Below are 25,720 nucleotides of genomic sequence, written 5' to 3'. Positions count from 1 at the left end.
GACGACACGTGGGACTCGTGAGGCGGTGGAACGCCCTTACCCCAGGCCGATCAGCCCGGCCAGGCGTGGCTGATCGGCCGTCCCTCCAGCCGCTCGATCGCGGCCCGCACCTCGTTCATCCCTTCGCGGTCCGAGATCTGTTCACGAATGGCCAGCGACCGTTTCAGGTAGCGCAGCGCCTCGCTCGGACACCCCAGTTCCATATACACCTCACCAAGGTCGTGGAGGAGGTAGCCCTCACCGATGAGATCACCGTCCTCCTTGATGAGGTCGTAGGCCTCCCGCAGCACGTCCGCCGCCTTCCGGTCCTCCCCCCGGCACATCAGCGTCTGTCCGATACGGCGCAGTACCTGCGCCTGGCTGCGCCGATCGCGCGTCATCTCCGCGCACTCCAGCGCGCGCTGGAGATGTAGGAGCGCCTGGACGAAGTCGCCGAGCCTCGTATGAACGTGGCCGCTCAGCACCAGAGCCCGTCCCTGCCCGGGGACGTCCTCGATCCGCCGGAACTCGGTGAACGCCTGCTCGCTCAGCGCCAGGGCCCTCTCGTTGTGTCCCCGGACGTACCAGAGGAAGGCGAGGTCTCGGAGGCATTTCGCCCGGCCGAGCGGATCGCCGAGGGCGTCGAATTCCTTCAGGGCCGAGGTCAGGGCCGGAAACGCCCAGGAGTACTGACGGCGGCAGATGTGCAGGGAGGCGAGAGAGTAGGCCAGCGCGGCGATGCCCCGCCGGTTACCGGCGTTGCGGACCACCTGCTGCGCCCGACAGTTCGTCTGCTCCCACTGGTCCAGATAACCGCGTCTTTCGAACAGTGGCACCAGACTGCTGGCGAGGTCCCAGCACAGTTCGTCCAGTCCCAGGTCGGCGGCCTGGTGGACCGCCGAGCACAGGGCGTCCTGCCGCTCCTCCAGCCACTTCAGCGGCCTGTCGACGAGGTCGCCGTTTTGGGGACCGCGCGGACGCCAACGGGGATGCTCCCCCCTCAATATGAGGTAATCACCGCCATAGATGTTCCGGTTCGCCTGGTCGACCAGGGCCAGCCAGCCGCTGACCATTCGCTCGACCGCGCCGACTCTGTCGTTCTCGTCCCGCCCTTCTCCGAGCCGCTCCCGGACGAACATCCGGATGGTGCTGTGGAACAGATAATGCGGCTCCCCCGCGAGTTCGGGATCGACGACATCGAGCATCTGGGCGTCGACCAACGGGTCGAGCAGGTCCGCCGGGAAGGGACGGCCGTCCCCGAGGAGGGCGCCGGCGACCCATCCCGGGAAGTCCGCCGTCTCCACGAGGCCGAGCAACCGCAGCAGTCGCCGCGCCTGCGCGCCCAGCCCGTCATAGGTGAGGGAGATGCTCGCCCGCATGACCATGTCTCCGTGGGAGAGCTCGTCGAGCCAGCGGTGCTCGTCGGAGAGCCTTCGCACCATCGACGCCAGCGACCAGTGCGGGCGGGCCGCCAACCGGGCGCCGATGATCCGCAGAGCCAGCGGCAGGTTCCCCACGGCGGCCACGAGGGTCGCCGCCGCCTCCGGTTCCCTGGCCACCCGTTCCTCGCCCAGGACGCGGGCGAGGAGGCGTACCGACTGCTGGGAACCGAGCACGTCCGGCTCCACGACACGCGCCCCCGGGACACCGGTGAGCCTGCACCTGCTGGTCACGATCACCGCGCAACTCGCGCTGCCCGGCAGGAGCGGGGAGATCTGCCTCTCGCTGGCCGCGTCGTCGAGGAGCACCAGAATCCGCCGGCCGGCCAGCAGGCTGCGGTACATCTCAGCGCGCTCGTCCAGGCGCGCGGGGATCGCCGGGCCGGGGATCCCCAGGGCTCGGAGGAAGCGGACGAGAATGTCGGCCGGTTCGACGGGGTCCGCCCTGGTCCCTCCCAGGTCGAAGTACAGCTGACCGTCCGGAAAGCGCTCCTGGGCCAGCCGGTGGGCGACGTGCAGGGCCAGGGAGCTCTTGCCCACGCCCGGCTTGCCCACGACCACGACGACACCGACGGCCTGTTTGGGGCGCGCTTCGACGAGCGCCTTCTCGATCTCCGCGATCTCCTCCGTCCGTCCGACGAAGTCGGCCGTGTCGGGAGGGAGCTGCCTGGGGGGTGTTCCCACGGTGAACGTCGCCTCGTCGCCGCCTGGATCGGCCGGTTCCTCCGGCGTGGGTTCGAGGGCGGTGACCAGGGTGACGGCCTCCGCGGGGCGGAACAGCGCGTCACCGGCGAGGATCGCCGCCTCTGTCCGGCGTAGTTCCTCCCCGGGTTCCAGGCCGAGTTCCCGTGCCAGCAGTTCGCGTCCGGCCCGGTAGGTTTCGAGCGCCTTGGCCCTGCGCCCCGACCTGTACAGGGCCAGCATGAGCTGGGCGCGCAGCCGCTCCCGGAAGGGGTGTTCGTGCACGAGGCCGCTGATCTCCCCGACCAGCTGGTGGTGGCGGCCGAGGCCGAGTTCGAGTTCGATGTAGGACTCGATCGTGTCCAGCCTGCTCTCGTCGAGCCGGGCTCCCTTGGCCCGCAGCCCCCGGCTCTTGATGCCGCTCAGCGCCGGGCCCCGCCACAGGGCCACGGCCTTGCGGAAGCAGAGGGCCGCCTTCTCCGTCTGTCCGTCGCGTACGAGCGCCTCGGCCTCGCTGATCCGCCGCTCGTACAGACGCACGTCGACCCGTTCCTCCGGCACGCGCAGCAGGTAGCCGGGGGGCCGCGTGAGGATGGTGGCCTTGACCCCGTTGTCGGTCAGCGCCTTACGCAGCCGGGACACGCAGATCTGTACCTGGGTCCGCGCGGTGTCGGGAGGGTCTTCGTCCCAGATCATGTCGATCAGCCGGTCGACTCGCACCACCCTTCCCTGTTCCAGGAGGAGTGCGCCGAGGAGGATCTGTTGACGCCCCAGCGAAATGCGCACCGGTCCGGTCGGGCTGATGACTTCCAGCGGCCCGAGGATCTTGAAGACCTGTTCCTCTCCCCTTGCAGCGCTGATCCTGTCCTCCCGTGGTTCCCGCCCCAGGCACCCTCAATCAGGAGACATTAACTGACAAAACAGCCAAAAGCACTATAGTGAGGCTTTTTTAACGCACTTCTCGAAGGTGGAGCTCGGACACCTCTCAAGCCGGCCCCGCTCGGACTCAGGCGGCATCGCGACCGCCGGGAGTCCGCCTCCCCTGTGCCTCGACGGGGACCCGGTTACCGGAATGAGGTCTCCCGACGTGGCCACACCCGTTCCCGTCCGGAGCCGCCCCGCCCTTCACCAGGCGCAACGTCTCCCCCCTCGGAACCGGAGCGGGTCCTACCGGCCGAACCGGTCGGCACCGAGACCCCGCATGTCCGCACCTCGGTGCCGTTGTCCCCGACCGGAAACGGGATCCCGCTTTCCGGGACATGGATGACCAGGATCGCGTCCGCACTCCCCCTCGCCCTTTCCTCGCCTTCCACGCCACGACGACGGAAGACACGGGCACAACAACGATTTCCGCTCCGGGAGCGGATCCACAGGCATGACGGACAAACGTTGCAGAATCGTGAATTCGCCCCCTTGTCCTGGAAAAGAAAAAGTGGCGAAATCGCGTCGGAAGTGTTGAGAAAACGAAACCGTTTCCATTCCCGTCGTGAGACACTGCCGCACCAACGGCGTTCCTCCTCCAGACAGGAGCGAGGCCGGGTCGGGGAGGTCCGTCCTCCCTGACCCGGCCTCGGTGGTCCGCCTCGCGGAACTCAGCGCGCCGCGGACTCGATCAGGTCGGCCGCGCGCTCCACGCCGTCACGGCCCCGGATCGTCTCGCCGATCTCCTCCAGGTGGCGGCGCAGGCCCGCGTTGCCGAGGAGGGACTCGATCGCCGAGCGCATCTCCTCCGCCTGGAAGCCGTAGGTGTCCAGGCGCAGGCCGAGCCCGAGTTCGTGAACGCGCTGGGCGTTGTCGTACTGGTCCCAGAACAGCGGCAGCACGATCATCGGCTTGCCGAAGTGCAGGGACTCGGTGACGGTGTTGTTGCCCCCGTGCGTGATCACCAGGTCCGCCAGCGGCAGGATCTTCGTCTGCGGCAGGAACTCCGCCCCCCACATGTTCGGGGCGAGCTCGATCTCGTCGTGGCGCGGCCCCTTGGAGACGATGTAGCGGTGTCCGGTGCCGGCGAGGGCGTCGATGACCCGCCGCATCAGGTCCACATCGGCCGAGCCGAGCGAGCCGAGGCTGAAGTAGATGAGCGACCCGTCACCGGAGGCGATGTGGTCGGGCAGCCGGATCGGGACCCCGGTGCGCCGCACGGAGGAGTCCAGGCGGTGCCAACCGTCACCGAGCGGGCGGCGGTCCACGTAGTCGGCGATCTCGGGGTACAGGTACAGGTTGAGGTCGCCTTCGGGCATGAACTGGAGGTGGGGAAGTTCCGGCCCGCCCTGCTCACGGACGTAGGCGTTGAACGCGGTCCACATCTCGCCGTGGGTGCGCTCGAACTCCTCCCGGAACGTCTCGGCGGCGCCGTGGTCCCCCGTGGAGAGTCCGGAGAAGGGCGGCGGCACGTCGGGGCCGGGCACCTCCAGGGGGTTGCACGAGAGCATGCGGACGAAGGGCACCCCGGCGGTGGCCAGCGCGGGGAACAGCACGACGTTGTCCTCGACGATCACATCGGGACGCACCCGGGCGATGATCTCCTTCAGCTGCGGTTCGGCGTATTTGACCCCTTCGATGAGTTCCTCGTAGATGGGGCGGACCACCGTCTCCAGTTGCTGGATGGTGGGCTTGCGGAACTCGGGGGAGATCTCGGCGATGTAGTCCTTCCAGAACTGGCCGGGGTCCTGTCCCGCCGCGTCCTCGGGCGGGGGCGTGAGGTCCACGAGCTCCTCTTCGAATCCCAACGGGGCGAGCCGGCCCTTCCAGGAGGACTCGGCGGCGAAGACGACGCGGTGACCGCGTTGCCGCAGCACGTCGCCGATCCCGATGCAGTTGTTGGTCGGACCGTACGCGCTTTCGGGCATGAAGAGCACCGTCAGTTTCCGATCGGCCATCAGCCAGGGCACCACCTGTCGCTTTTAGGATAAAAAATAGCGTTTGACGCCTTTATGGGGGATTTGGAGACTTCTCCTCTACTGCGTCCCTAAGTGAGTACCAGGTTCCGCCACTCCAGCAGAAGAGGAAGCGGCAACGGAATTCGACCATTCACGGCCTTCTCGCGACGGAAACTTCACCTTTCATCCAACCGATCGACCGTTCAAGTGGCACAGATCACGGAGTCGGCCTGATCAGCGAATGCCGACCTTCTCGATGTGGTCGGCCGCGAGTTCCAGCCCGTTCCGCTCCCTGATCTCCGCGCCGATCTCACGCAGGTGCTGGCGCATCCAGGCGTTGCCCAGCAGGCGCTCCATCGCCTCGTGCAACTCCCGGAAGGTGACCCGATAGGTGTCCAGGCGCTGTCCGAATCCGAGTTCGTGGACGCGCTGGGCGTTGTCGTACTGGTCCCAGAACAGTGGGAGGACCACCATCGGTTTGCCGAAGTGGAAGGACTCGGTGACGGTGTTGTTGCCCCCGTGCGTGATCACCAGGTCCACCAGCGGCAGGATGGTGGTCTGGGGCAGGAACTCCGCCCCCCACATGTTGTCCGGCAGGCGCAGTTCCTCATGGCGCGGCCCCATGGAGACGATGTAACGGTGCACGGTGTGCTCCAGCATGTCGATGAGCCGCTGCATCAGCTCGACGTCGGCCGAGCCGAGCGATCCGAGGCTGAAGTAGACGAGCGATCCCTCTCCCTTGGCGATCTTCTCCGGGATCTCGAACGGCTCGTCGGTACGCCGGACCGACGACTCCAGACGGATCCAGTTCGGGTTCATCTCCCGCCGGTCGACGTAGTCGGCGATCTCGGGATACAGGTAGAGGTTGACGTCGGCCTCGGGCATGAAACGCAGATAGGGCAGCGGGCCGGCACCCTGGCTGCGCACCCAGCGGTCGAAGCGCTCCCACAGCGCCCGGTGGGTGCGCTCGAACTCCTCCCGGAAGATCCGCCAACGGCTGCGGTCGTTGGAGGGATAGCCGGAGAAGATCGGGGGCACGTCGACGCCCGGTACCTCCAGGGGGTTGCACGAGGCGATGCGCACGAGGGGGACCCCGGCGGTGGCCAGCGCGGGGAACAGCACGACGTTGTCCTCGACGATCACATCGGGACGCACCCGGGCGATGATCTCCTTCAGCTGCGGCTCGACGTACTGCGCCCCGTCGATCAGGGTCGCGTAGATGTCGGCGGTGACCGTGGTCAGTTGTTCGAAGGTGGAGCGGCGGAACTCGGGGGCGCGTTGGGCGACGTAGTCCTTCCAGAACTGTCCCGGCGCCTGGGATCCACCCCCCGCCGCGGGCGGTTCGAGGTCGACGAGCTCCTCCTCGAACCCGAAGGGGCGCAGTCTTCCCTTCCACGAGGACTCGGCGGCGAAGACGACGCGGTGACCGCGTTGCCGCAGCACGTCGCCGATTCCGATGCAGTTGTTGGTCGGACCGTAGGCACTTTCCGGGAAGAACAGCACCGTCAGCCCTCGAGCCCCCATGAATCGGCCTCCACAGCACATCCGCATCCAAATTATCGCCAACCTGATTCAAGTGGCTTGCGTATCAACACGTCAACATGGGGTTAGAGACACGAAACGGCAACACCAGAGGGTTTTACGACGCTTTGTCCGCTAGGATGTCCGAATTTCGGAGAAGGTCGTTAATTCAGGATCAATCCCGAACGACGAAAGTCCCCGCGAGGAGGTCCCCCAGCCTCTGGTGCCGCGGGCTGAGCAGCATGACCACCAGTCCCACCACGAGCAGGTCGACGGGGAGGAGGAGCCAGCGCACGGTCAACCGCGCCGCCGAGACGGGTCCGCCATCGGCGGAGACCGGACGGATCCCCAGCAGCCGCATCCCCGTGGTCTGCCCGCGCCCCACCCCGTGCGGCCGGATCACCCAGTACCAGGCGTGGGCGAGGCAGCCGAGCGCCAGCACGAGCAGGGCCGGCAGAACGGAGGAGCCCGTACCCCCGGGAGGCGACGTCCGGGGCACGGCGAGGTAGAGGGACAGGACCAGCACCGGCAGGACCGAGGAGAGGAACACGTCGAGGACCGCCTGCGCCAGACGGCGCCCCACGACCGCGGTCGACGAACGCGACGGGGGACGTGGCGGGACGGCGAAGGACGAACCGACGGACACCTTCCACCTCCCCCTCTGCCAGAGGTATCGAATTCCCGCTTCCTCACCGGCCGTGTTCCGGTGCCCGAACCGGCCCGGACGCGAGAAAATCACCCTACGGAACGAGGGGTGGTCCCGGCCGTCGGCCAGGGCTCGGCGGGTCCGTGACAACCCCGGCATCACGGGCCAGGGACGACGTCGATACGGAGGCGAACGCATGCGGTTCGGGCACGCTGTGGGCCGGGGCGATGACGTGCCGCGCCGGCACCACGACGAGTTCACCAACGTGGTGCTGCGGGCGATCACCTTTCAGCTCGGTCCCCGGCTCTTCTCCCTGGCGCGCGAGGGACACCTCGTCGAAGGGCTGCGCGGCGCCTGGCGGCGCGCCGGGGCGTGGCTCCCCGAGTCCGAACGGTTGGAGCCGACCGGTCTGACCGCGCTGCACACCGAGCGGGGCTCGCTGGAGGCGGTGATCGTCGTGCTGCCGCAGCCGGCGCGTCCGGGCGAGACCTACATGGTGTGCGGGACTCGCGCGTCCGACCCGTTCCTCGGCCCGGGGGATCCGGACTTCTTCCTTCTGGAGGCCGACCGCGCCATCTGCGGGCCGCGCACCGAGCGGCGCACCCGGTTGGCCCGTTGGACCCGTGACGGCCGGCGGTTCGACCTGGGCGAGGGTCCGCTTCCCGAGGTCGGTGCGATGTTGGACGCGATCGCCCGGGTCATGGCCATCGGAACGTGATTCCAGCGCCAAAGCCTCTGGCGCGACGCTACTACCGGGTAGTAACATCTTTTTGTTACTAGCCAGTAGATCGCGTGTTCAGACACAGCGGCCACGACACAGCGGAGCGCTCCATGACGCACTACAAGAGCAACCTCCGTGACCTCGAGTTCAACCTTTTTGAGGTCTTCAAGCGCCAGGACGTGCTGGGAACCGGCCCGTTCGAGGAGCTGGACGAGGACACGGCTCGCACCATTCTCGACGAGGTCAACCGGCTCGCCACCGGGATCGTGGCCGAGTCGTTCGAGGACGCCGACCGCAACCCGCCCGTCTTCGACCCCGCGACCCACTCGGTCACCATGCCCGAGGGCTTCAAGCGCTCCTACCAGGCCTACATGGACGCCGAGTGGTTCCGCCTCGACCTGCCGACGGAACTCGGCGGCACCGGCGCGCCCCGCTCCCTCGTCTGGGCCGCGGCCGAGCTGATCCTCGGCGCCAACCCCGCCCTGCACATGTACTCCGGCGGCCCCGGCTTCGCCAGCATCCTCTGGCAGGAGGGCAACGAGGCGCAGAAGCGGTTCGCCGAGCTCGCCATCGAGCGCAAGTGGGGCGCCACCATGGTGCTGACCGAGCCGGACGCGGGCTCCGACGTCGGCGCCGGCCGCACCAAGGCCATCGACCAGGGAGACGGCACCTGGCACATCGAGGGCGTGAAGCGCTTCATCACCTCGGCCGACCAGGACATGTCCGAGAACATCTTCCACCTGGTGCTGGCGCGCCCCGAGGGCGCCCGCCCCGGGACCAAGGGACTCTCGCTCTTCCTCGTGCCCAAGTTCCTGGTCAACGAGGACGGCACGCTGGGCGAGCGCAACGGCGTCTACGTCACCAACGTCGAGCACAAGATGGGCCTGAAGGCCTCGGCCACCTGCGAGCTGACCTTCGGGGCCGAGCACCCCGCCATCGGCTACCTCGTCGGCGACAAGCACGACGGCATCCGGCAGATGTTCCTCGTCATCGAATACGCGCGGATGATGGTCGGCACGAAGGCGATCGCGACGCTGTCCACCGGCTACCTCAACGCCCTGGCCTACGCGAAGGAACGTGTCCAGGGCGCCGACCTGACCCGGCAGGCCGACAAGACCGCCCCCCGGGTCACCATCACCCACCACCCCGACGTCCGGCGCAGCCTGATGACCCAGAAGGCCTACGCCGAGGCCCTGCGGGCGCTGGTCGTCTACACCGCCTGCCAGCAGGACGCGGTGCAGATCGCCAAGCACAACGGCGAGGACGCCAGCGCGGTGGAGGCGCTGAACGACCTGCTGCTGCCCATCGTGAAGGGTGTGGGTTCCGAGCGCTCCTACGCGCTGCTGGCGGAGTCGCTTCAGACGCTCGGCGGGTCCGGCTACCTCCAGGACTACCCGCTGGAGCAGTACATCCGCGACGCCAAGATCGACACCCTCTACGAGGGCACCACCGCCATCCAGGCCCAGGACCTCTTCTTCCGCAAGATCGTGAAGAACAACGGTCAGGCCCTGGGCATGCTGCTGGGCGAGATCAAGGGCTTCGCCGGCAGCGAGGCGGGCAACGGCCGGCTCAAGAACGAGCGGGCGCTGCTGGCCGAGGCCACCGCCGACGTCGAGCGGATCGTCGAGGTCATGGTGGGCCACGCGATGGGGTCCGCCGAGGAGCCGCGCGAGCTCTACAAGGTCGGCCTCAACGCCACCCGCCTGCTGATGGCGCTGGGCGACGTGGTCCTGGGCTGGCTGCTGCTGCGGCAGGCCGAGGTCGCGCTGGCGCGGCTCGACGGCGCGACCGGCGCCGACACGGACTTCTACACCGGCAAGATCGCGGCGGCGCGGTTCTTCGCCGAGCAGGTCCTGCCGCGGATCGCGGCCGAGCGCCGGATCGCGGAGAACGTCACGCTCGACATCATGGACATCCCCGAATCCGCTTTCTGATCCGCCTTATCCGGGCTGAGCCCGGACATCGCGTCAGGGTGGGACGGTTTTCGACCGTCCCACCCTTTTTGTTTCTTCAATGGAAATCCGGCTTTCGGTAATGCGCGCTCCACTACGGGGTAGAGAGACCTCGACTAACGACAACTCCTCGTCCCGGAGGTGGGCAGATGGGCATCGGGCTCGGAATCTTCCTGGTGGTCGTCGGCGCCGTACTGCGTTTCGGTATCACCGCCGACCTGCAAGGGCTCGACCTTGGCGCCATCGGCGTCATCCTGATGCTCGCCGGGATCGCGATCGTGGTGTTGACGCTGCTCCTCATGGTCCTGCGCAGCAACCGCGAGACCGAGGAGCGCATCCCCGGCGACAACAACCGGCTGTGAGCGCCCCGCCCCGACACGCCCCCGCCCCTTTCAGCGCCGCGCCGGATAACGCCACAACAGCGCGATCAGCACCAGCGTGGCGAGCACGGTCGTTCCCGTCAGCGGCAGGAAGGCCTTCTGGAAGGCCACCACGTCGTGGGGCTCGGGCAGCGCCTCCAGGATCACCCCCGCGCTGACCGTCGCGATCACCGTCGTGGTGAACCCGCTCATGTTCACCAGCCCCGACGCGGCCCCGGTCCGGTGGGCCGGCACCCCGTCCCGGGCGAAGTCGAACGACAGGGCCGGCGCGATCACCGCTCCCGCGGCGCTCACGGTCAGCACCGCCACCACCAGGGGCGTGGGCGGGCCTCCCGGCCAGAGGGTGAGCGCGAGCCAGCCGAGGCTCAGCATCCCGCCCAGCAGCATCGCGAACGGGCGCCGGGCACCCGGCGAGCGTCCCACGAACGCGCCGAGGACGGGCGACAGCCACAACGTGGCCACCCCCAGACCGCTGAGCAGCAACCCCGCGGTCGCCGAGGACATCCCGACCCCCTCGACCAGGAAGGCATACCCCCACAGCACCGTCAGGGTGGTGTAGGGCGCCATGACCGCGGCGTGGTGCGCCATGCCGACCCGGGGCCCCGGCGAACGCAGCGCCTCGCCGACGCTCGCCCACACCGAGAGCCGTTCGGCCGGGGCCGCCGTGGACACCCCGTCCGCGCGGTCGCGGACCGCGAACAGGACCAGCAGCATCATCAGGACGGTCACCACGCCCGCCCCGAGGAAGGAGGCCGTCCAGCCCACGCCCTCCAGGGCCAGCGACAGCGGCGTGACACTGGCGACCTGGCCCAGGCCGCCGACCACGCCCGTGAGGGCGCTGACGAGCGCGTAGCGCGAACGGGGGAACCACAGGGCGCCGAGCCTGATGACGTTGAGGAAGGTGACGGCGTCCCCCAGCCCGATGAGCACCCGGCCGAGGACCGCCAGTTCGATGCTGGGCGCGACCGCGAACAGGCCGACCCCCAGGGCCATCGACACCAGCCCCATGAGAAGGGACCTGCGCGGCCCGATCCTGTCGGCCAACAGCCCCGTGGGCACCTGCAGCACGACATAGACGAGCAGCTGGAGCATCGGCAGCAGAGACAGCAGCGCCGGGCCGACCTGGAAGCGTTCCTGGGCCTCCAGCGCCGCGACGCTCATGCCGTTGCGGTGGAACATGGCGAGGAAGTAGACGCCGACCCCGACGCCCCACACCAGCCAGGCGCGGGCGCCGCCCGGCGGCTCCAGCGGTCCCGTCCGGCCGTCGGTCGCGGCCCGCGAGGCGTCGACGCTCATCGGCGGGCCCCCAGCAGGGTCGCGGCGCCGTCCATGTGCACCCGCACCGCGGTGCGGGCGGCGGCGGGATCTCCGGCGCGGATCGCCTCCAGGATGGCGCCGTGCTCCTCGATGTTGCGGCGCATCCGCGCGGCGGTGCGGGTCCCCTCCTCCATCATGCGCAGCTGCCGGTCGCGCAGGGTGCCGTAGAGGTGGATGAGGATCTCGTTGCCGCTCGCGGTGACGATGGCGCGGTGGAACTCCCGGTCGGCCAGGACGAAGGCGCGCCTGTCGTTCTCCAGGTGGGCGTTCATGGCGTCGAGGTGGCCGGTGAGGGTGGCGACGAGCTCGCGCCGGGCCTCCTGCCCGGCCTCGGCCGCGCGTTCGGCCGTGTATCCCTCGACGAGGCGGCGGGTCTCGATGACGTCGTCGATCTCTTGCTGGGAGACGGGCACGACCAGCGCCCCACGCTTGGGGTAGAGGCGGACGAGCCCTTCGGCCTCAAGCCGGAGAAGGGCCTCGCGCACGGGTGTGCGGGAGACTCCGACGTCGGCGGCGATGTCCCCCTCGCTGAGGATCTCACCGCCCACGTAGCGTCGGGAGAGGATCGCGTCCTTGGTGTGGGCGTAGGTGCGGTCTGCCGCGGAAAGCCTTGTATCCATGTTGTATCCATGCTAATTCCGACAGACCCCTTCAGATCCCCCATCTAGCCCTCTAGAGGGCCATTGACGCCGAGTGCGACATACAGCACAAGCCGAAGTGGCGTAATCTGTCCGAAAAACGGGCAGAAAATGAAGTCGCCCCTACGCCCAGGGCCTTCCCGCCAGGACGCCCCACCGCCGCGCGCCCGCGGGGCCCACTCACGAGCACCCCACCCCTTCCCCCGGAAAAGCGGCGGCGACCAGCGCGAACGCCGAGAGGACCGGAACTCCGGGCACTCCCTCGTGTGATATGGCCGACATCTGACGATCTCGACCCCTTAGGGGAAAAGCCTGCTACTATCCGGATTCGCCAGGATAACCGCGAGGTAACGACGGACCTCGCTCCCTCTCAGAACTGTGGAGATCTCACTGGCCGCCGCCCGCCCGGCAGCGGCCCCGGCCCGCCCCGACAGCGGGACGGCCGGAGCAGTAAGGGCCCGCGATCGGGCCAAGGGCGCGCCCCTGACAGGGCGCGACCAGGACGGACGCGGTACCCGAGCCACACGAGGAGACGTTCTTGAGTCACCCGCGACTGAACAACCCCCGGGCCTTCCGGGTCAAGTGCGCGGAAGCCGCCCGCGTGAAACGCCCACCCCGGCACGCCTTCTGCGCCGAGAAGGCGATCGCCGCCCTGTGGGCCGAGCTCAGCGCCATCGCGGCCCGGCCCATGTACCGCGCCGGTGGTTCCGACCTCGCCGTCATCTCGGTGCGCCGCGGCGTCAACGTGTGGTGCCGCAACGGCAAGTTCATCTGGAGCGACCTCCTCGGCGGCACGGTGACCCACCCGGCGAACGACCCCGCCGGGGCCGCGGCCCTGCTGCGCTCCACCCCGCCTCGCCGGCCCAACGGCCACCGCGGCCGGGCCCTCACCGCGGCCTGACCCCGCCGCCTCCGGCGCCCGCCCCCTCTTCCCTGGTGGAGGCCTGACGCAGGCGTCCGGTCCCGTCGGCCACGACGGGGAAACGCCTCCCGGCGGTATCCGCTCCCCCTCACCCCGACCGGGCGACGCCGCCCGCGGCTCTCAGGCGCGCCCTGGGCCGCGCGCGAACGTCCTGACGGGGAAATCCGCCGCCGCGCCGGTCACGCTCCCAGGGCGTCCCGTAGGACCCGCGGACGCCGCGCCGGCTCCCGGGCCGCTCCACCACCGCTCCGCCGTGAAAACGGACGCCGCCGCGTCCCGACGGGTCGGGACGCGGCGGCGTGGCCGTTCCGTTTCCGGTCACCCCCAGGCCAGGGCGACCTCCTCCGGGTTCTCCAGCATCGTCCCCACGTCGCGCAGCACCTTGGAGCCGAGCTCGCCGTCCACGAGACGGTGGTCGAAGGACAGCGACAGCGTGGTCACCTTGCGGACCTTCACCTTCCCCTTGTGCGCCCAGGGCATGTCGCGGATCTGGCCGAACGCCAGGATCGCGGCCTCGCCCGGGTTGAGGATGGGCGTCCCGGCGTCCACGCCGAACACCCCGACGTTGGTGATCGTGATCGTGCCCCCGCTCATATCGGCCGGGGTCGTCCGCCCCGCGCGGGCGGTCTCGGTCAGCTCCTGGAGCGCTCGGGCGAGCTCGGGGAGCGGCTTGGCGTGGGCGTCCTTGATGTTGGGGACCACGAGCCCTCGTTCGGTCGCCGCCGCGATGCCCAGATTGACGTAGCGCTTGACCACGATCTCCTGCGCCTCCTCGTCCCAGGAGGCGTTGATGCCCGGGTGGCGGCGCACCGCGGTCAGCAGCGCCCGCGCCACCAGCAGCAACGGGGACACCTTCACCCCCGCGAACTCGGGACGCTCCCGCAGTCTGCGCACGCTCTTCATCATGCGCGTGACGTCGACCTGGAGGAACTCCGTCACGTGCGGGGCCGTGAACGCGCTGGTGACCATCGCCGCGGCGGTGTGCTTGCGCACGCCCTTGATCGGGATGCGCTCCTCGCGACCCTCGGACCCCGCCCCCGTGGGAGCCGCCGCCGGCTCGGGAGCCTCGGCGGGAACGGCGGCCGGCGGCGCGGACGGCGTGGCCCGGCCGTGGCGTTGCACGTCCTCACGGGTGACGGTCCCGCCGGGCCCGGTGGGCGTCACGGCCCGCAGGTCCACGCCGAGGTCCTTGGCGAGCTTGCGCACCGGCGGCTTGGCCAGGACCAGGGTCCGCGCCTGCCCGTCCGCGCCGTTGGCGCCGGCGGGGGGAGGCGGCGGGGCCGTGGGGGCCGAGCGGCCCGGTCCGGGGCGTCGGCGCGCCCGGCGGCGGGTGGCGCCGCTCTTCACGCCGTAACCGACGAGGACCGGTTGCCGCTCCTCCCCGGCCTCCTCGGTCTTGTCGTCCTCCTGCCGCGCGGGCGCCTCGGCGCCGGCCTTCGGTTCGGCCGCCTGCGTGGCCTCCGCGCCTCCGGTGTCCACGGCGATGATCGGCGTGCCGACATCGACCGTGGCCCCCGCCTCGACGAGCAGCTCGGCCACCGTGCCCGAGAACGGGCAGGGCAGCTCCACGGCCGCCTTCGCGGTCTCGATCTCGCAGATCACCTGGTTGACCTCGACCGTGTCTCCGGGAGCGACGTGCCAGGTGAGGATCTCGGCCTCGGTCAGCCCCTCACCGACGTCGGGAAGCCGGAACTGCTGGACACCTTGTTGGGTCATGTTCTGGTTCACCTGGCTTCCTAGAACGCGAACGTGCGGTCGACACCGTCGAGGACCCGATCGAGGTCGGGCAGGTAGTGCTCCTCCAACCGGGAGGGCGGGTAGGGGGTGTCGAACCCGCCGACCCGCACGACGGGGGCCTCCAGGTGGTAGAAGCACTCCTCGGTGACCCTCGCCGCGATCTCGGCGCCCAGGCCGCTGCTGACCGGCGCCTCGTGCGCGACCACCAGCCGCCCCGTGCGGCGGACCGAGGAGCAGACCGTGTCGTAGTCGATCGGCGAGAGCGAGCGAAGGTCGATCACCTCGACGGAGTGGTCGGTGTCGGCCTCGGCGGCCTGGAGGGCCGTCTTGACCATCGGGCCATAGGCCACCAGGGTGACGTCCTGTCCCGGACGCGCGATCCGCGCGGCGCCCATGGGGGCGGCCGAGGTGAGGCTCCGGGTGGTGTCGACGTCGGCCTTGTCCCAGTAGCGCCGTTTCGGCTCGAAGAACACCACCGGGTCGTCGCACGCGATCGCCTGCTGGACCATCCAATAGGCGTCCTCGGGGTTGGCCACCGTGACCACGCGCAGTCCCGCCGTGTGGGCGAAGTAGGCCTCGGGCGACTCGCTGTGGTGCTCGACCGCGCCGATGCCGCCGCCGTAGGGGATCCGCAGCACAACGGGCAGCCGGAGCCGGCCGCCCGAACGCTGGTGCATCTTGGCGAGCTGGGTGAACGTCTGGTTCGTGGCCGGGAAGAAGAACCCGTCGAACTGGATCTCGCACACCGGGCGGTAGCCGCGCAGGGCCAGGCCGATCGCGGTGCCGATGATCCCCGACTCGGCGAGCGGCGTGTCGATGACCCGGTCGGCGCCGAAGTCCTTGTGCAGTCCGTCGGTGACCCGGAAGACCCCCCCGAGCCTGCCGACGTCCTCGCCCATGACCAGGACCTTGGGGTCGTCCTCCATCGCACGGCGCAGGCCCTCGTTGATGGCCTTGCCGATCGTCAGCTTCGTCGTCATCGTCAGCGACCGCCTTCCGCGTCGGCGCCCTCGAAGGAGGCGAGGTAGTCGGCGAACTCCGCTCGTTGGCGGTCGATGTGGTGGTGGGGCTCGGCGTAGACCTCGTGGAAGATGTCGAGCGGCGCCGGGTCGGGCAGTGCCCGGCACTCCGTCCGGATCCGCTCGCCCAGTCGGCCGGCCTCCTCCTCGACAGCGGCGAAGAACGCCTCGTCGGCCAGTCCGTTGCGGGTGAGGAAGGTGTGCAGGCGCAGGAGCGGGTCCTTGGCCTTCCACTCCTCCAGCTCCGCCGACACGCGGTAGCGCGTGGGGTCGTCGGAGGTGGTGTGGGCGCCCATCCGGTAGGTGAACGCCTCGATCAACGAGGGCCCCTGTCCCTCACGGGCGTTGTGCAGCGCGGCGCGGGTGACCGCGAGACAGGCGAGGACATCGTTGCCGTCCACGCGCACACCGGGGAACCCGAAGCCTTCGGCGCGCCGGTACAGCGGCACCCGGGACTGACGCTCCAGCGGTTCGGAGATGGCCCACTGGTTGTTCTGGCAGAAGAAGACGACGGGCGCGTTGTTGACCGCGGCGTAGACGAACGCCTCGTTGGTGTCGCCCTGGCTGGTCGCGCCGTCGCCGAAGTAGACGATGACCGCGCTGCCGTCCTCGCCGAGCGCGCCGTCACGCTGGATTCCCATGGCATAGCCCGTGGCGTGCAGCGCCTGGGTGCCGATGACGATCGTGTACAGGTGGAATCCGTGATCGTCGGGGTTCCAACCACCGTTGGTGACGCCGCGGAACAGGGCGAGCAGGTCCTTGGGGGCGACCCCGCGGCACCAGGCGACACCGTGCTCCCGGTAGGAGGGGAACGCCATATCGTTCGGGCGCAGCGCGCGTCCCGAGCCGACCTGGGCGGCCTCCTGGCCGAGCAGTGAGGCCCACAGGCCCAGCTCCCCCTGGCGTTGCAGGGCCACGGCTTCGGTGTCCAGGCGTCGGACCAGCGCGAGGTCGCGGTACAGGCCGCGCATCTCCTCCGCGCTGATGTCGAGAGGATAGTCGGGGTGCTCCTTGAACTCCCCTTCCGGGGTCAGGAGCTGGATGAGCTCTGGTTCCTCGTGCGAGGTGGTGACGGGCACCTGTCGCTCCTCGGGTTCTCGGGGCCGATTGTGCGGGGTACCGCTGGTCGGCCGACTCTCCGCCCGCTTACCCCGGGTAAGGGGAGAAAAGGGGCGGCCCTACCGACATCGTGACAGAAGTCACTACTGGAAGCGCAAGGCCCCAGCGACACCTTTTAGCAATCGCCTCATGATGTCGCACACCCCCGAAAGCGCAACTAGCAGGGCTTCCTACAAAAAGCAAGGAGATCCGAAGAAAAATTCGGATCTCCTAATTGCCGCGCACGGCAGTGCCCGATAGCGCGCGGACGGGCCGCGGAAAGCGAGCGGGGGTAGCGGAGAGTAACGAGGGAGGAGCGGCACGACCCCGTCGGGACGGGTCGCGCGGTCGGTCAGACGGTCTGGAGGCCCCGCTCCCGGGCGTAGTCGGCGAGGAGCCCACGGAGCTGACGGCGGGCCCGGTGCAGACGCGACATCACGGTGCCCAGCGGCGTGTTCATCCGCTCGGCCACCTCCTTGTAGGAGAACCCCTCGATGTCGATGAGGTAGACCACCAGACGGAAGTCCTCCGGGAGCCGGGCCAGCGCCTGGCGGATCGACGAATCGGGCAGGTGGTCGAGCACCTCGGCCTCGGCCGAGCGGGAGCCGGTCGAGGCGTGCGCGTCGGCCGCCGCGAGCTGCCAGTCCTTGATCTCGTCGGTGGTCTCCTGACGCGGCTCGCGCTGCTTCTTGCGATAGCCGTTGATGAAGGTGTTCGTCAGGATCCGATACAGCCAGGCGCGCAGATTCGTACCGGCCTGGAATTGGTGGAAATTCGCGAACGCCTTCGTGAAGGTCTCTTGCACGAGATCCTCTGCATCCGCGGAATTGCGCGTCATCCGCAGTGCCACGGGATAGAGCTGATCCGCGTAGGGCGTGACCGCGGCCTCGAAATCAGGGGTCTCCCCGGTCACGCCGTTCTCAGTGGTTCGGTCGAGTTCGATGGTCGTCAAATCTCCCCCTAAGGACGACCGTGGATCGCTACCACCTAGTGAGACGCACGGAGCGGTGGTCCGTGATGACGCCGATCCCGGTGATGAGCGTCACGGGTCGGGCGGTCGCCCTCGCTCCGGACATGCCGGAACGAGCCGGGAGCGCCTCGTCGCACCCCTTATGAAGGGGCTACCCGCTGCGTCCGGTTTCACCGCTTCGGCCGTGGGACAGGCCGTGTCGCCGGCCGGTCGGGCGGACCGGGGGCACGGGCCGGCGGCCGTGCCGATACGCTTCTACCTGCTCTCTCCACCGCGAGAGGGCGTCGCCCCGTCGGTAGTGAAGTGCGGCACATCTGTGGAGGACCCCGTGGCCCGCGTCGTTGTGGACGTCATGCTCAAGCCGGAGATCCTGGACCCCCAGGGTCAGGCCATCGTGGGGGCCTGCGGCCGCCTCGGTTTCGAAGGAGTGACCCAGGTCCGCCAGGGCAAGCGCTTCGAGGTCGAGATCGAGGGCGAACTCGACGACGCCCGCCTCGCCGACGTTCGCCGGCTCGCGGAGACCCTCCTGGCGAATCCGGTCATCGAGGACTTCGAACTTCGCGTGGAATAGTTCCCCTCGTCCGCAATCCGCCTGTTTCGAGAAAACCTCGGCGGGAACCCTCCCTATTGCGCCGAACGGCTTTGGGGGCCGCCGATGGACGTGAGATTCTCGATCGCACTACCCCGTGAGGCGTACACGGTTCCGGTGATGCGCCAATTCATGGGCGAGGCATTACGGATCAACGGTGTCTGCGCCGAATGCCGAAGCGACATTCTCGTCGCCGCCACCGAGGCGTGCGCCAATGTCGTCGACCACGGTGATCCGGCTCCCTCCTACGCGGTCGTCGCGACGGTGGGGCCCGATTCCTGCGTCCTGGAGATCGCGAATACCGGACCCGAATTCGACGCCTCCGCGGTGCCCCTGCCCGCCCTCGAAGCCGAATCGGGCAGGGGCATCCTGCTGATGCGGGCATTCGTCGACCGGGTCTCCTTCGGTAGCGTCCCGGGCGGCGGCACCGTCGTCCGGTTGAGCAAGGACCTGCATCCCAGGCCGGGCCGGGAGGACACCCCCCACCGCCCGTTCGCGGCGGTCGGCTGACCCCGCCGGCGCGACCTTGGACACTCCCCGCACCGCGAGGCGAGGTCAACGGGTAACCTCGTGAACGACTGAGCCGTTCGGGACGGTTACGGTTCACATCGGCCTTGCTCCCACCCCACGACTTTCGGAGAGTGCCCATGACTGCCCGTGTGGGCGTCGTCACCTTCCCCGGTTCCCTCGACGACAGGGACGCCGCGCGCGCCGTGCGGATCTCCGGCGCCGAACCCGTCTCCCTCTGGCACGGCGACGCCGACCTCAAGGGTGTGGACGCGGTCGTGCTCCCCGGCGGTTTCTCCTACGGCGACTACCTGCGCTGCGGCGCCATCGCCCGTTTCGCCCCGATCATGTCCGAGCTGGTGCCCGCCGCGCGCTCGGGCGCCCTGCCCGTGCTCGGCATCTGCAACGGCTTCCAGATCCTGTGCGAGAGCCACCTGCTTCCGGGCGCGTTGACCCGCAACTCCTCGCGTCACTTCATCTGCCGCGACCAGACGCTGCGCATCGAGGCCACCACCACCGCCTGGACCAACGGCTACGCCCCCGGCCAGGAGGTGGTCATCCCGCTGAAGAGCGGCGAGGGCAGCTACGTCGCCGAGGCCGCCACCCTCGACGAGCTCGAACGCGACGGCCGGATCGTGGCCCGCTACGTCGGCACGGCCCCCAACGGCTCCCAGCGCGGCATCGCCGGTATCACCAACGAACACGGCAACGTGGTGGGGCTGATGCCGCACCCCGAGCACGCCGTCGAAGCGCTCACCGGCCCCTCGGTGGACGGTCTGGGCTTCTTCACCTCACTGCTGTCCCACCTCGCCTCCGGCTCCCCCGTGGGAGCCGGCGCGCGCTGAGGACCGGCCACACACGACCCGGGGGGACGTCTTCTCGATGCTGGCGCTGCTGCGCTCCAGGCGGGCGCTGTTCGTCCTGGCCGGCCTGGTCATCGTCGGAATGGTCGGGGCCATGGCCTTGAGGTTGTTCAGCGTCTCCGCCCCGGCCCCGCCGTCCGGCGAGGCGAGCCTCCCCGACTCCGCCCCGGCCCTCTCCACGCTCGGGGCCGCGCCCGACGGGATCGAGTACACCGACCTGGGCGAACAGTGCGACCAGCGGGAGTGCTTCCGGCCGGTGGCGATCACCGCCGAGGAGGGCGACGGCACCGAGGCGATCGACACCGTCTACACCCACCTGCTCGACCAGGGGTGGGGCCGCCTGCTTCCCGAGGGGGCCTCCGACCCCGACGAGGTGGCCTTCGCCGACTCCGCGCTGACCAACGGATCCGTCATCGTCCAGGGCAGCGCCGAGCCCTACACCGAGGACTCGACCGCCGGCCTGCTCATCGCGCACGCCACCGAGCCGTCGGCGTCGCCGTCTTCCGCCCCGTAAACCCCAGTCCGCGCGCGCCGCGCACCAGCATCCCGAACGGAAAACACCGCGCAATGCCCGAAGAACCCCGGTTCGACACCGTAGCCAAGGCCGAGAGCACCCCCGACACCCCGCAGCCCTTCGCCGAGCTGGGGATGAAGGAGGACGAGTACGACCGCGTCCGCGACATCCTCGGACGCCGGCCGACCTCCGCGGAGCTGGCCATCTACTCGGTCATGTGGAGCGAGCACTGCTCCTACAAGAGTTCCAAGGTGCACCTGCGCCAGTTCGGCGAGAAGGCCCCCGAGAGCGACGCGCTGCTCGTCGGCATGGGGGAGAACGCCGGCGTGGTGGACGTCGGCGACGGTTACGCGGTCACGTTCAAGATCGAGTCGCACAACCACCCCTCCTACGTCGAGCCCCACCAGGGCGCCGCGACCGGTGTCGGGGGGATCGTCCGCGACATCCTCACGATGGGCGCCCGTCCGGTCGCCGTCATGGACGCGCTGCGCTTCGGCCCCGCCGACGCCCCCGACACCCGCAGGGTGCTGCCCGGAGTGGTGTCGGGCATCTCCTTCTACGGCAACTGCCTCGGTCTGCCCAACATCGGCGGGGAGATCGGATTCGACGCCGGGTACGCCGGCAACCCCCTCGTCAACGCCCTGTGCGTGGGGGTGATGCGGCACGAGGACATCAAGCTCGCCCAGGCCCCCGGTCCCGGGAACAAGGTCGTCCTGTTCGGCGCGACCACGGGCCCCGACGGCATCGGCGGCGCCTCCGTGCTGGCCAGCGCGACCTTCGACGAGGAGAGCCACGCCAAGCGCCCCAGCGTGCAGGTGGGTGACCCGTTCCTGGAGAAGCTGCTCATCGAGTGCAGCCTGGAGCTGTTCGCCAAGGACCTGGTCGTCGGCATCCAGGACCTCGGCGCGGCCGGCGTCTCCTGTGCCACCACCGAGCTCGCGGCCGGCGGCACCGGTGGCATGCGCATCGAACTCGACCGCGTCCCGCTGCGCGACCCCCGGTTGACGCCGGAGGAGATCCTGATGAGCGAGTCGCAGGAGCGGATGATGGCCATCGTCGCGCCGGACCGCCTCGACGAGTTCATGGCCACCTGCGCCAAGTGGGACATCCTCGCCAGCGTCATCGGCGAGGTCACCGACGTCACCCCCGAGGAGGCCGAGCGGGGCGGCCGCCTGGTGATGACCTGGCGTGGCGAGACGATCGTCGACATGCCCCCGCGGACCGCCTCCGACGAGGGCCCCGTCTACGAGCGCCCCTACGCCCGGCCCGCCGAGCAGGACGACCTCCAGGCCGACGACGCGGCGCGGCTGGAGCGTCCCCGTACCGACGCCGAGCTGCGCGAGCAGGCGCTGCGCCTGCTCGGCGCCCCGGGCATCGCCGACCCCTCCTGGGTCACCTCCCAGTACGACCGCTACGTGCTCGGCAACACCGTGCTGGCCACACCGCACGACGGCGGGATGATCCGCATCACCGACGAGGGCGACCGCGGTGTCGCGCTGGCCACCGACGGCAACGGCCGCTACACCCGTCTGGACCCCTACACCGGCACCCAGCTCGCCTACGCCGAGGCCTACCGCAACGTGGCGGTCACCGGGGCGCGGCCGCTCGCGGTCACCAACTGCCTGAACTTCGGTTCTCCCGAGGATCCCGCGGTCATGTGGCAGTTCGCCGAGTCGACCCGGGGACTGGCCGACGCCTGCCGGCAGCTGGGCACCCCGGTGACCGGAGGCAACGTCAGCTTCTACAACCAGACCGGGAGCACGGCGATCAACCCGACGCCGGTCATCGGTGTCCTGGGCGTGATCGACGACGTGAACCAGCGGCTGACCAGCGCCTTCGGGCGCGACCTTGAGGGCGCCAGGGTGTTCCTGCTCGGTGAGACCCGGGTGGAACTGGGCGGTTCGGCCTGGGCCGACGTCATCCACGGCCATCTCGGCGGCCTGCCGCCGCGGGTGGACCTGGCCGCCGAGGCCGCGCTGGGCGAACTGCTGGCCGACGCCGCCGACCAAGGTGCCGTCGCGGCCGCGCACGACCTGTCCGACGGCGGTCTGGTGGTCGCCCTCGCCGAGTCGTGCCTGCGTGGCGGGGTGGGCTGTTCGGTGGAGCTCTCCGGCGACCCGTTCGTGGAGCTGTTCAGCGAGTCCGCGGCCCGCGCGGTCGTCGTGGTGCGGCCGGAGGCCGAGTCCGTGTTCGCCCAATTGTGCGATCGGCACGGTGTTGCGGCTACGGCGATCGGCTCCGTCGGCGGTTCCGGGCTGGCCGTCCGCCACTCCGACGGGGGTTTCGACATTCCGTTGGAGGAGCTGCGCGCGGTCTACGAGTCGGCGCTCCCCGCGATCTTCGACGCGGAGTGACCTTCGCGCGCCCGGCCCTCACGGCCGGGCGCGGTCCTCACCCCGGTGGCGTCCGGGTCCCGCCGCGGCCCGGCTCCCAACGGCCGGGCCGCCGGTCCGGCTAGGCGCGTTCGTCCTCGTCGAGTCCGGCCTGGGGGTCGGTCGCGGGACGTCCGTCGTCGTTGACGAGCGGTTCGGGCTCGCGCCCCTCGTCAGCGCGGGTGGGACGGTTGGCCTTCAGAGCCCCCTGCACCTCTTCCTGCATCTGCTCGTCGATCCGCGGTCCGTGCTTGTCGCTGCCGCGTTCCATGGCGTCGCCCCTCTCATCGATCGGTGCTCGTGCCGTTCCATCGCGGCTACCCGGCCGTTCCGGACGACAAACCGCCTCGTCACCGGCCGCCCGTCGCCGGTTCCGCGAGGGAGGGCTTCCCCCACGGGTAAGGAATCCCTTACTGTTCGCATGTCGTCCTTGCTCACGGGCAGCGGCCCGTGAAGTGAGTGAAGAGACGACAGCCGTGTGGAGGTGAGGACGGGTCACGTCCACGTGACGCGGCCCCAACGCCATGGACCTTGGATTTCTGCACCCCCTGTACTCCGTGTCCGGGCCGGTCGCCTCGGTCTATCTGGACACCACGCGCAGCACGGAGAGCGCCGCCAAGGAGATCGAACTCCGTTGGCGTGGACTGCGCGAGGAACTCGCGGCGAGCGGAGCGGACGAGGAGACCCTCCAGGCCCTCGACGGGGTCGTCGGCGGGGTCTCGAACCTTCCCGGTCCGCAGGGAGAAGCGCTCTTCGCGGCCGAGGGACGGATCCTCGCGGCCCACACGCTGCCGCGCCCTCCCGTACGCGATCGCGCCTCCTGGCGGCGTGGCGGGGATCCGCTGGAACTGGTCACCGTCTTGGACGCGGGCGTGCCGCACGTCGTCGTGGCCGTCGACCGTCTCGGTGCCGACGTCGACGCCTACCCCGCGCACGGTGGTCCGGTGGACGAACGGTCCTTCAGCGGCGCGACACTGCACGTGCAGAAGGTCAACGCCGGCGGCTGGTCCCACAAGCGCTACCAGCGTCACTCCGAGGAGGTCTGGTCGGAGAACGCGGCGGCCGTCGCCGGAGACGTCGAGGAGGCCGTGGCCGAGGTGTCGGCCGCCGTGGTGTTCGTGGGCGGTGACGAACGCGCCATCGGCAAGCTGCGGGAGCACTTGAGCGAGCGTGTCCACGACCTCGTCGTGGAGGTGCCCGGTGGCCGGGCCGAGGGAGGCGCGGTCGACAGCCTGCGCGAAGCCGTGGACGCGGGACTGCGCGACAGGGCGAACGCGCGGCACGCCGAGGTGCTGGCCGAGCTCTCCCAGGAGCTGGGCAGGGACGGGCGCGCCGTGCAGGGAGCCGATTCCACGGCCGGGGCGCTGCGCACCGGCCAGGTGCGGACCCTGCTGCTCAGCCCGGACGTGATCGACGAACCCGTGATGTGGGCCTCGGCCACCGACCCGCTGGAGGTGTCGACCGAGCGAGGTCGGCTCACCGACCCTGACACGGCCTTCCAGGGCCCCGCGAGCGCCCTGCTCCTGCGAGCGGCCCAGGCCACCGACGCCGGGTTCACGACGCTGCCCGATCCCAAGGACGCCACCGACGGCGTCGCCGCGCTGCTGCGCTTTACCATGGAGGAGTGAGAAACGCCAGGCGACGCGACGGGCTACGGCGCGGGCATCTCAAGGGAGCCCTGGGGAGCCTCGAGAGGCCCGCGAGCCCACTGCTGTTCCGACTGGTGCTCGCGGTCTTCGGCGTCGCCGTCCTGTTCGTCGGCGCGCTCTCGGCGGCCCTGTGGGCCGGTTCGGCCCCGTTGACCCTCGTGCTCTCGGCCGGTTGTGTGGCCGCCTGCCTCAACGTCTACTGGGTGTGGCAGCGCCTGCGCCACGAACGCTGAGCGCGCCCCTCCGGGGACGCCGTGGGGATGGCGAGGCCCCCGATCCCCCGTCCCCTTCGACGAGGAACCACCCCCATCCGCTCCTGGGCGGCGGGAGGGAACAGGCCGGCCCCTCAGTCGGAGAGCAGCGCGCGTCGGAGACGGGCGAGCGCCCCCGCCAGCAGGCGCGAGACGTGCATCTGCGAGATCCCCACCTCGCGGGCGATCTCGCTCTGGGTCTTGTTGCCGAAGAAGCGCAGCAACACGATGCGACGTTCCCGCTCCGGCAGGGCCGACAACAGCGCCGGCAGCGCCTCACGGTCCACGACGGACTCCAGGGTCGGATCGTCACCGCCGATCGTGTCGCCGAGGTTGATCCCGCCGTCCTCGTTCTCGCCCGCGGGCGAGTCCAGGGACAGCGCGCTGTAAGCCGAGGCGGCCTCCATCAGGTCGGAGAGGTCGTCCAGCGGAAGGCGCATCTCCTCGGCGAGCTCCCGCATGGTCGGCGAGCGGCCGTGCTCTTGGGTGAGCCTCCGGACCGCCGCGTTGAGTTCGGTTCGGCGCTCCTGGCGGCGGCGCGGCACCCGCACCGCCCACGTCTTGTCGCGGAAATGTCGTTTGACCTCGCCCGTCATCATCGGCACCGCATAGGCGACGAAGTCGTGGCCGAGGTCGGGGTCGAATCCGTTGATCGCCTTGACCAGGCCGAGCAGGGCGGCCTGTTCCAGATCCTCCATCGGTTCGCCCCGGTGGGCGTAACGGGAGGCGATGCTCTTGGCCAGCCCGATGTGGTGTTCGACGATGCGCTCCCGCAGGACGGCGCGCTGGGAGCTGCCGGACTGGGTGCGGCGCATCTGGTCGAACAGGCCGGCGGTCACCACGTCGTGGTCCGACGTGGTGGATGTTCGGGACTGATGGTCGGCGGCCGGTCGGGCCCGATCCTGTGTGTTCGGGATCGAGGCCCCGGCACCTGCGTTCATGGCAGGCATTGCTGACTCCTGGGGGCAGGAACAGCTTCGCACCGAATTACTGGAGGAGGACCCGTCGGGGCACCTTCGTCCGGCGCCACCGCCGTGTCAGGGCCCGCTGCTGGACCCCGGTGCTGCCGCCCAGTC

23 protein-coding genes are annotated in these 25,720 nt (G+C 69.8%); 11 read left to right on the top strand and 12 right to left on the bottom strand.

Translation table 11 applies throughout. The annotated features are described in order from the left end of the window. Positions 1-50: 50 nt before the first annotated feature. The 4 genes from ACYVHU_RS04780 to ACYVHU_RS04765 form a co-directional block, all read right to left on the bottom strand. The gene (locus ACYVHU_RS04780; RefSeq protein ID WP_498947621.1) at positions 51-2,885 is read right to left on the bottom strand and encodes an AfsR/SARP family transcriptional regulator; all 2,835 of its coding nucleotides are present in this window, start codon (positions 2,883-2,885) and stop codon (positions 51-53) included. 806 nt (positions 2,886-3,691) lie between these two features. Beyond that, on the bottom strand, positions 3,692-4,948 hold the full coding sequence (locus tag ACYVHU_RS04775; RefSeq protein WP_235000813.1) for a glycosyltransferase: 1,257 nt from the start codon (positions 4,946-4,948) through the stop codon (positions 3,692-3,694). A gap of 264 nt (positions 4,949-5,212) precedes the next feature. Next, positions 5,213-6,502, bottom strand: a complete 1,290-nt coding sequence (locus ACYVHU_RS04770; RefSeq protein WP_078760735.1) for a glycosyltransferase — start codon at positions 6,500-6,502, stop codon at positions 5,213-5,215. Between the two features lie 172 nt (positions 6,503-6,674). Beyond that, positions 6,675-7,145, bottom strand: coding sequence for an RDD family protein (locus ACYVHU_RS04765; RefSeq protein ID WP_159457224.1), 471 nt, complete (start codon positions 7,143-7,145; stop codon positions 6,675-6,677). Positions 7,146-7,341: 196 nt separating this feature from the next. Between ACYVHU_RS04765 and ACYVHU_RS04760 the strand changes: the two genes are divergently transcribed. The 3 genes from ACYVHU_RS04760 (at position 7,342) to ACYVHU_RS04750 (ending at position 10,180) form a co-directional block, all read left to right on the top strand. Further along, entirely contained in the window at positions 7,342-7,863 is a 522-nt protein-coding gene (locus ACYVHU_RS04760) for a hypothetical protein (protein ID WP_078760737.1), read from the top strand. A gap of 113 nt (positions 7,864-7,976) precedes the next feature. Beyond that, positions 7,977-9,800 carry an acyl-CoA dehydrogenase gene (locus ACYVHU_RS04755; protein ID WP_078760738.1) on the top strand — a complete coding sequence of 608 codons (1,824 nt, stop codon included), beginning with the start codon at positions 7,977-7,979 and terminating at the stop codon, positions 9,798-9,800. A gap of 167 nt (positions 9,801-9,967) precedes the next feature. Beyond that, positions 9,968-10,180, top strand: coding sequence for a DUF6458 family protein (locus ACYVHU_RS04750; protein WP_432938033.1), 213 nt, complete (start codon positions 9,968-9,970; stop codon positions 10,178-10,180). Between the two features lie 30 nt (positions 10,181-10,210). Here ACYVHU_RS04750 and ACYVHU_RS04745 read toward each other — a convergent pair whose 3' ends face one another. Continuing rightward, a complete protein-coding gene (locus tag ACYVHU_RS04745) occupies positions 10,211-11,494 on the bottom strand; it encodes an MFS transporter (protein WP_078760740.1) in 1,284 nt (427 codons plus the stop codon). After that, positions 11,491-12,135 carry a GntR family transcriptional regulator gene (locus tag ACYVHU_RS04740; protein ID WP_078760741.1) on the bottom strand — a complete coding sequence of 215 codons (645 nt, stop codon included), beginning with the start codon at positions 12,133-12,135 and terminating at the stop codon, positions 11,491-11,493. The genes ACYVHU_RS04745 and ACYVHU_RS04740 overlap by 4 nt, the downstream gene beginning before the upstream one ends. 556 nt (positions 12,136-12,691) lie before the next feature. Here ACYVHU_RS04740 and ACYVHU_RS04735 point away from each other — a divergent pair. Beyond that, entirely contained in the window at positions 12,692-13,054 is a 363-nt protein-coding gene (locus tag ACYVHU_RS04735) for a hypothetical protein (protein WP_235000814.1), read from the top strand. Between the two features lie 339 nt (positions 13,055-13,393). Here ACYVHU_RS04735 and ACYVHU_RS04730 read toward each other — a convergent pair whose 3' ends face one another. The 4 genes from ACYVHU_RS04730 to ACYVHU_RS04715 form a co-directional block, all read right to left on the bottom strand. Next, entirely contained in the window at positions 13,394-14,791 is a 1,398-nt protein-coding gene (locus ACYVHU_RS04730; protein ID WP_078760958.1) for a dihydrolipoamide acetyltransferase family protein, read from the bottom strand. Positions 14,792-14,811: 20 nt separating this feature from the next. Beyond that, complete coding sequence (locus ACYVHU_RS04725) at positions 14,812-15,792, bottom strand: alpha-ketoacid dehydrogenase subunit beta (protein WP_078760742.1); 981 nt, start codon at positions 15,790-15,792, stop codon at positions 14,812-14,814. 2 nt (positions 15,793-15,794) lie between these two features. Further along, positions 15,795-16,910: a thiamine pyrophosphate-dependent dehydrogenase E1 component subunit alpha gene (gene pdhA, locus ACYVHU_RS04720; RefSeq protein WP_498947616.1), complete on the bottom strand. Its 1,116-nt coding sequence runs from the start codon at positions 16,908-16,910 to the stop codon at positions 15,795-15,797. 371 nt (positions 16,911-17,281) lie between these two features. Further along, positions 17,282-17,881, bottom strand: coding sequence for a sigma-70 family RNA polymerase sigma factor (locus ACYVHU_RS04715; protein WP_078760744.1), 600 nt, complete (start codon positions 17,879-17,881; stop codon positions 17,282-17,284). Between the two features lie 346 nt (positions 17,882-18,227). Between ACYVHU_RS04715 and purS the strand changes: the two genes are divergently transcribed. The 5 genes from purS to purL all read left to right on the top strand — a co-directional run bounded on the left by purS (position 18,228) and on the right by purL (position 22,726). Then, positions 18,228-18,470, top strand: a complete 243-nt coding sequence (gene purS / locus ACYVHU_RS04710) for a phosphoribosylformylglycinamidine synthase subunit PurS (RefSeq protein WP_078760745.1) — start codon at positions 18,228-18,230, stop codon at positions 18,468-18,470. 84 nt (positions 18,471-18,554) lie between these two features. Beyond that, positions 18,555-18,998: an ATP-binding protein gene (locus tag ACYVHU_RS04705; RefSeq protein WP_078760746.1), complete on the top strand. Its 444-nt coding sequence runs from the start codon at positions 18,555-18,557 to the stop codon at positions 18,996-18,998. A gap of 137 nt (positions 18,999-19,135) precedes the next feature. Beyond that, a complete protein-coding gene (gene purQ, locus ACYVHU_RS04700) occupies positions 19,136-19,840 on the top strand; it encodes a phosphoribosylformylglycinamidine synthase subunit PurQ (protein ID WP_078760747.1) in 705 nt (234 codons plus the stop codon). A 37-nt stretch (positions 19,841-19,877) separates the two neighbouring features. After that, positions 19,878-20,372: a hypothetical protein gene (locus ACYVHU_RS04695; protein WP_078760748.1), complete on the top strand. Its 495-nt coding sequence runs from the start codon at positions 19,878-19,880 to the stop codon at positions 20,370-20,372. 53 nt (positions 20,373-20,425) lie between these two features. After that, positions 20,426-22,726: a phosphoribosylformylglycinamidine synthase subunit PurL gene (gene purL, locus ACYVHU_RS04690; protein ID WP_078760749.1), complete on the top strand. Its 2,301-nt coding sequence runs from the start codon at positions 20,426-20,428 to the stop codon at positions 22,724-22,726. 100 nt (positions 22,727-22,826) lie between these two features. Here purL and ACYVHU_RS04685 read toward each other — a convergent pair whose 3' ends face one another. Next, positions 22,827-23,015: a hypothetical protein gene (locus tag ACYVHU_RS04685; protein ID WP_078760750.1), complete on the bottom strand. Its 189-nt coding sequence runs from the start codon at positions 23,013-23,015 to the stop codon at positions 22,827-22,829. A gap of 253 nt (positions 23,016-23,268) precedes the next feature. On the opposite strand from ACYVHU_RS04685, the gene ACYVHU_RS04680 reads away from it, so the two are divergent. Both ACYVHU_RS04680 and ACYVHU_RS04675 read left to right on the top strand, forming a co-directional pair. Continuing rightward, complete coding sequence (locus ACYVHU_RS04680; RefSeq protein ID WP_078760751.1) at positions 23,269-24,372, top strand: baeRF2 domain-containing protein; 1,104 nt, start codon at positions 23,269-23,271, stop codon at positions 24,370-24,372. Continuing rightward, the gene (locus tag ACYVHU_RS04675; RefSeq protein WP_078760752.1) at positions 24,369-24,626 is read left to right on the top strand and encodes a hypothetical protein; all 258 of its coding nucleotides are present in this window, start codon (positions 24,369-24,371) and stop codon (positions 24,624-24,626) included. The genes ACYVHU_RS04680 and ACYVHU_RS04675 overlap by 4 nt, the downstream gene beginning before the upstream one ends. Positions 24,627-24,739: 113 nt before the next feature. Here ACYVHU_RS04675 and ACYVHU_RS04670 read toward each other — a convergent pair whose 3' ends face one another. Further along, the gene (locus tag ACYVHU_RS04670) at positions 24,740-25,594 is read right to left on the bottom strand and encodes a SigB/SigF/SigG family RNA polymerase sigma factor (protein ID WP_235000816.1); all 855 of its coding nucleotides are present in this window, start codon (positions 25,592-25,594) and stop codon (positions 24,740-24,742) included. Positions 25,595-25,720 lie beyond the last annotated feature (126 nt).

It is taken from the genome of Marinactinospora endophytica, assembly GCF_054780875.1.
This window is presented reverse-complemented; position numbering and strand designations above follow the sequence as displayed.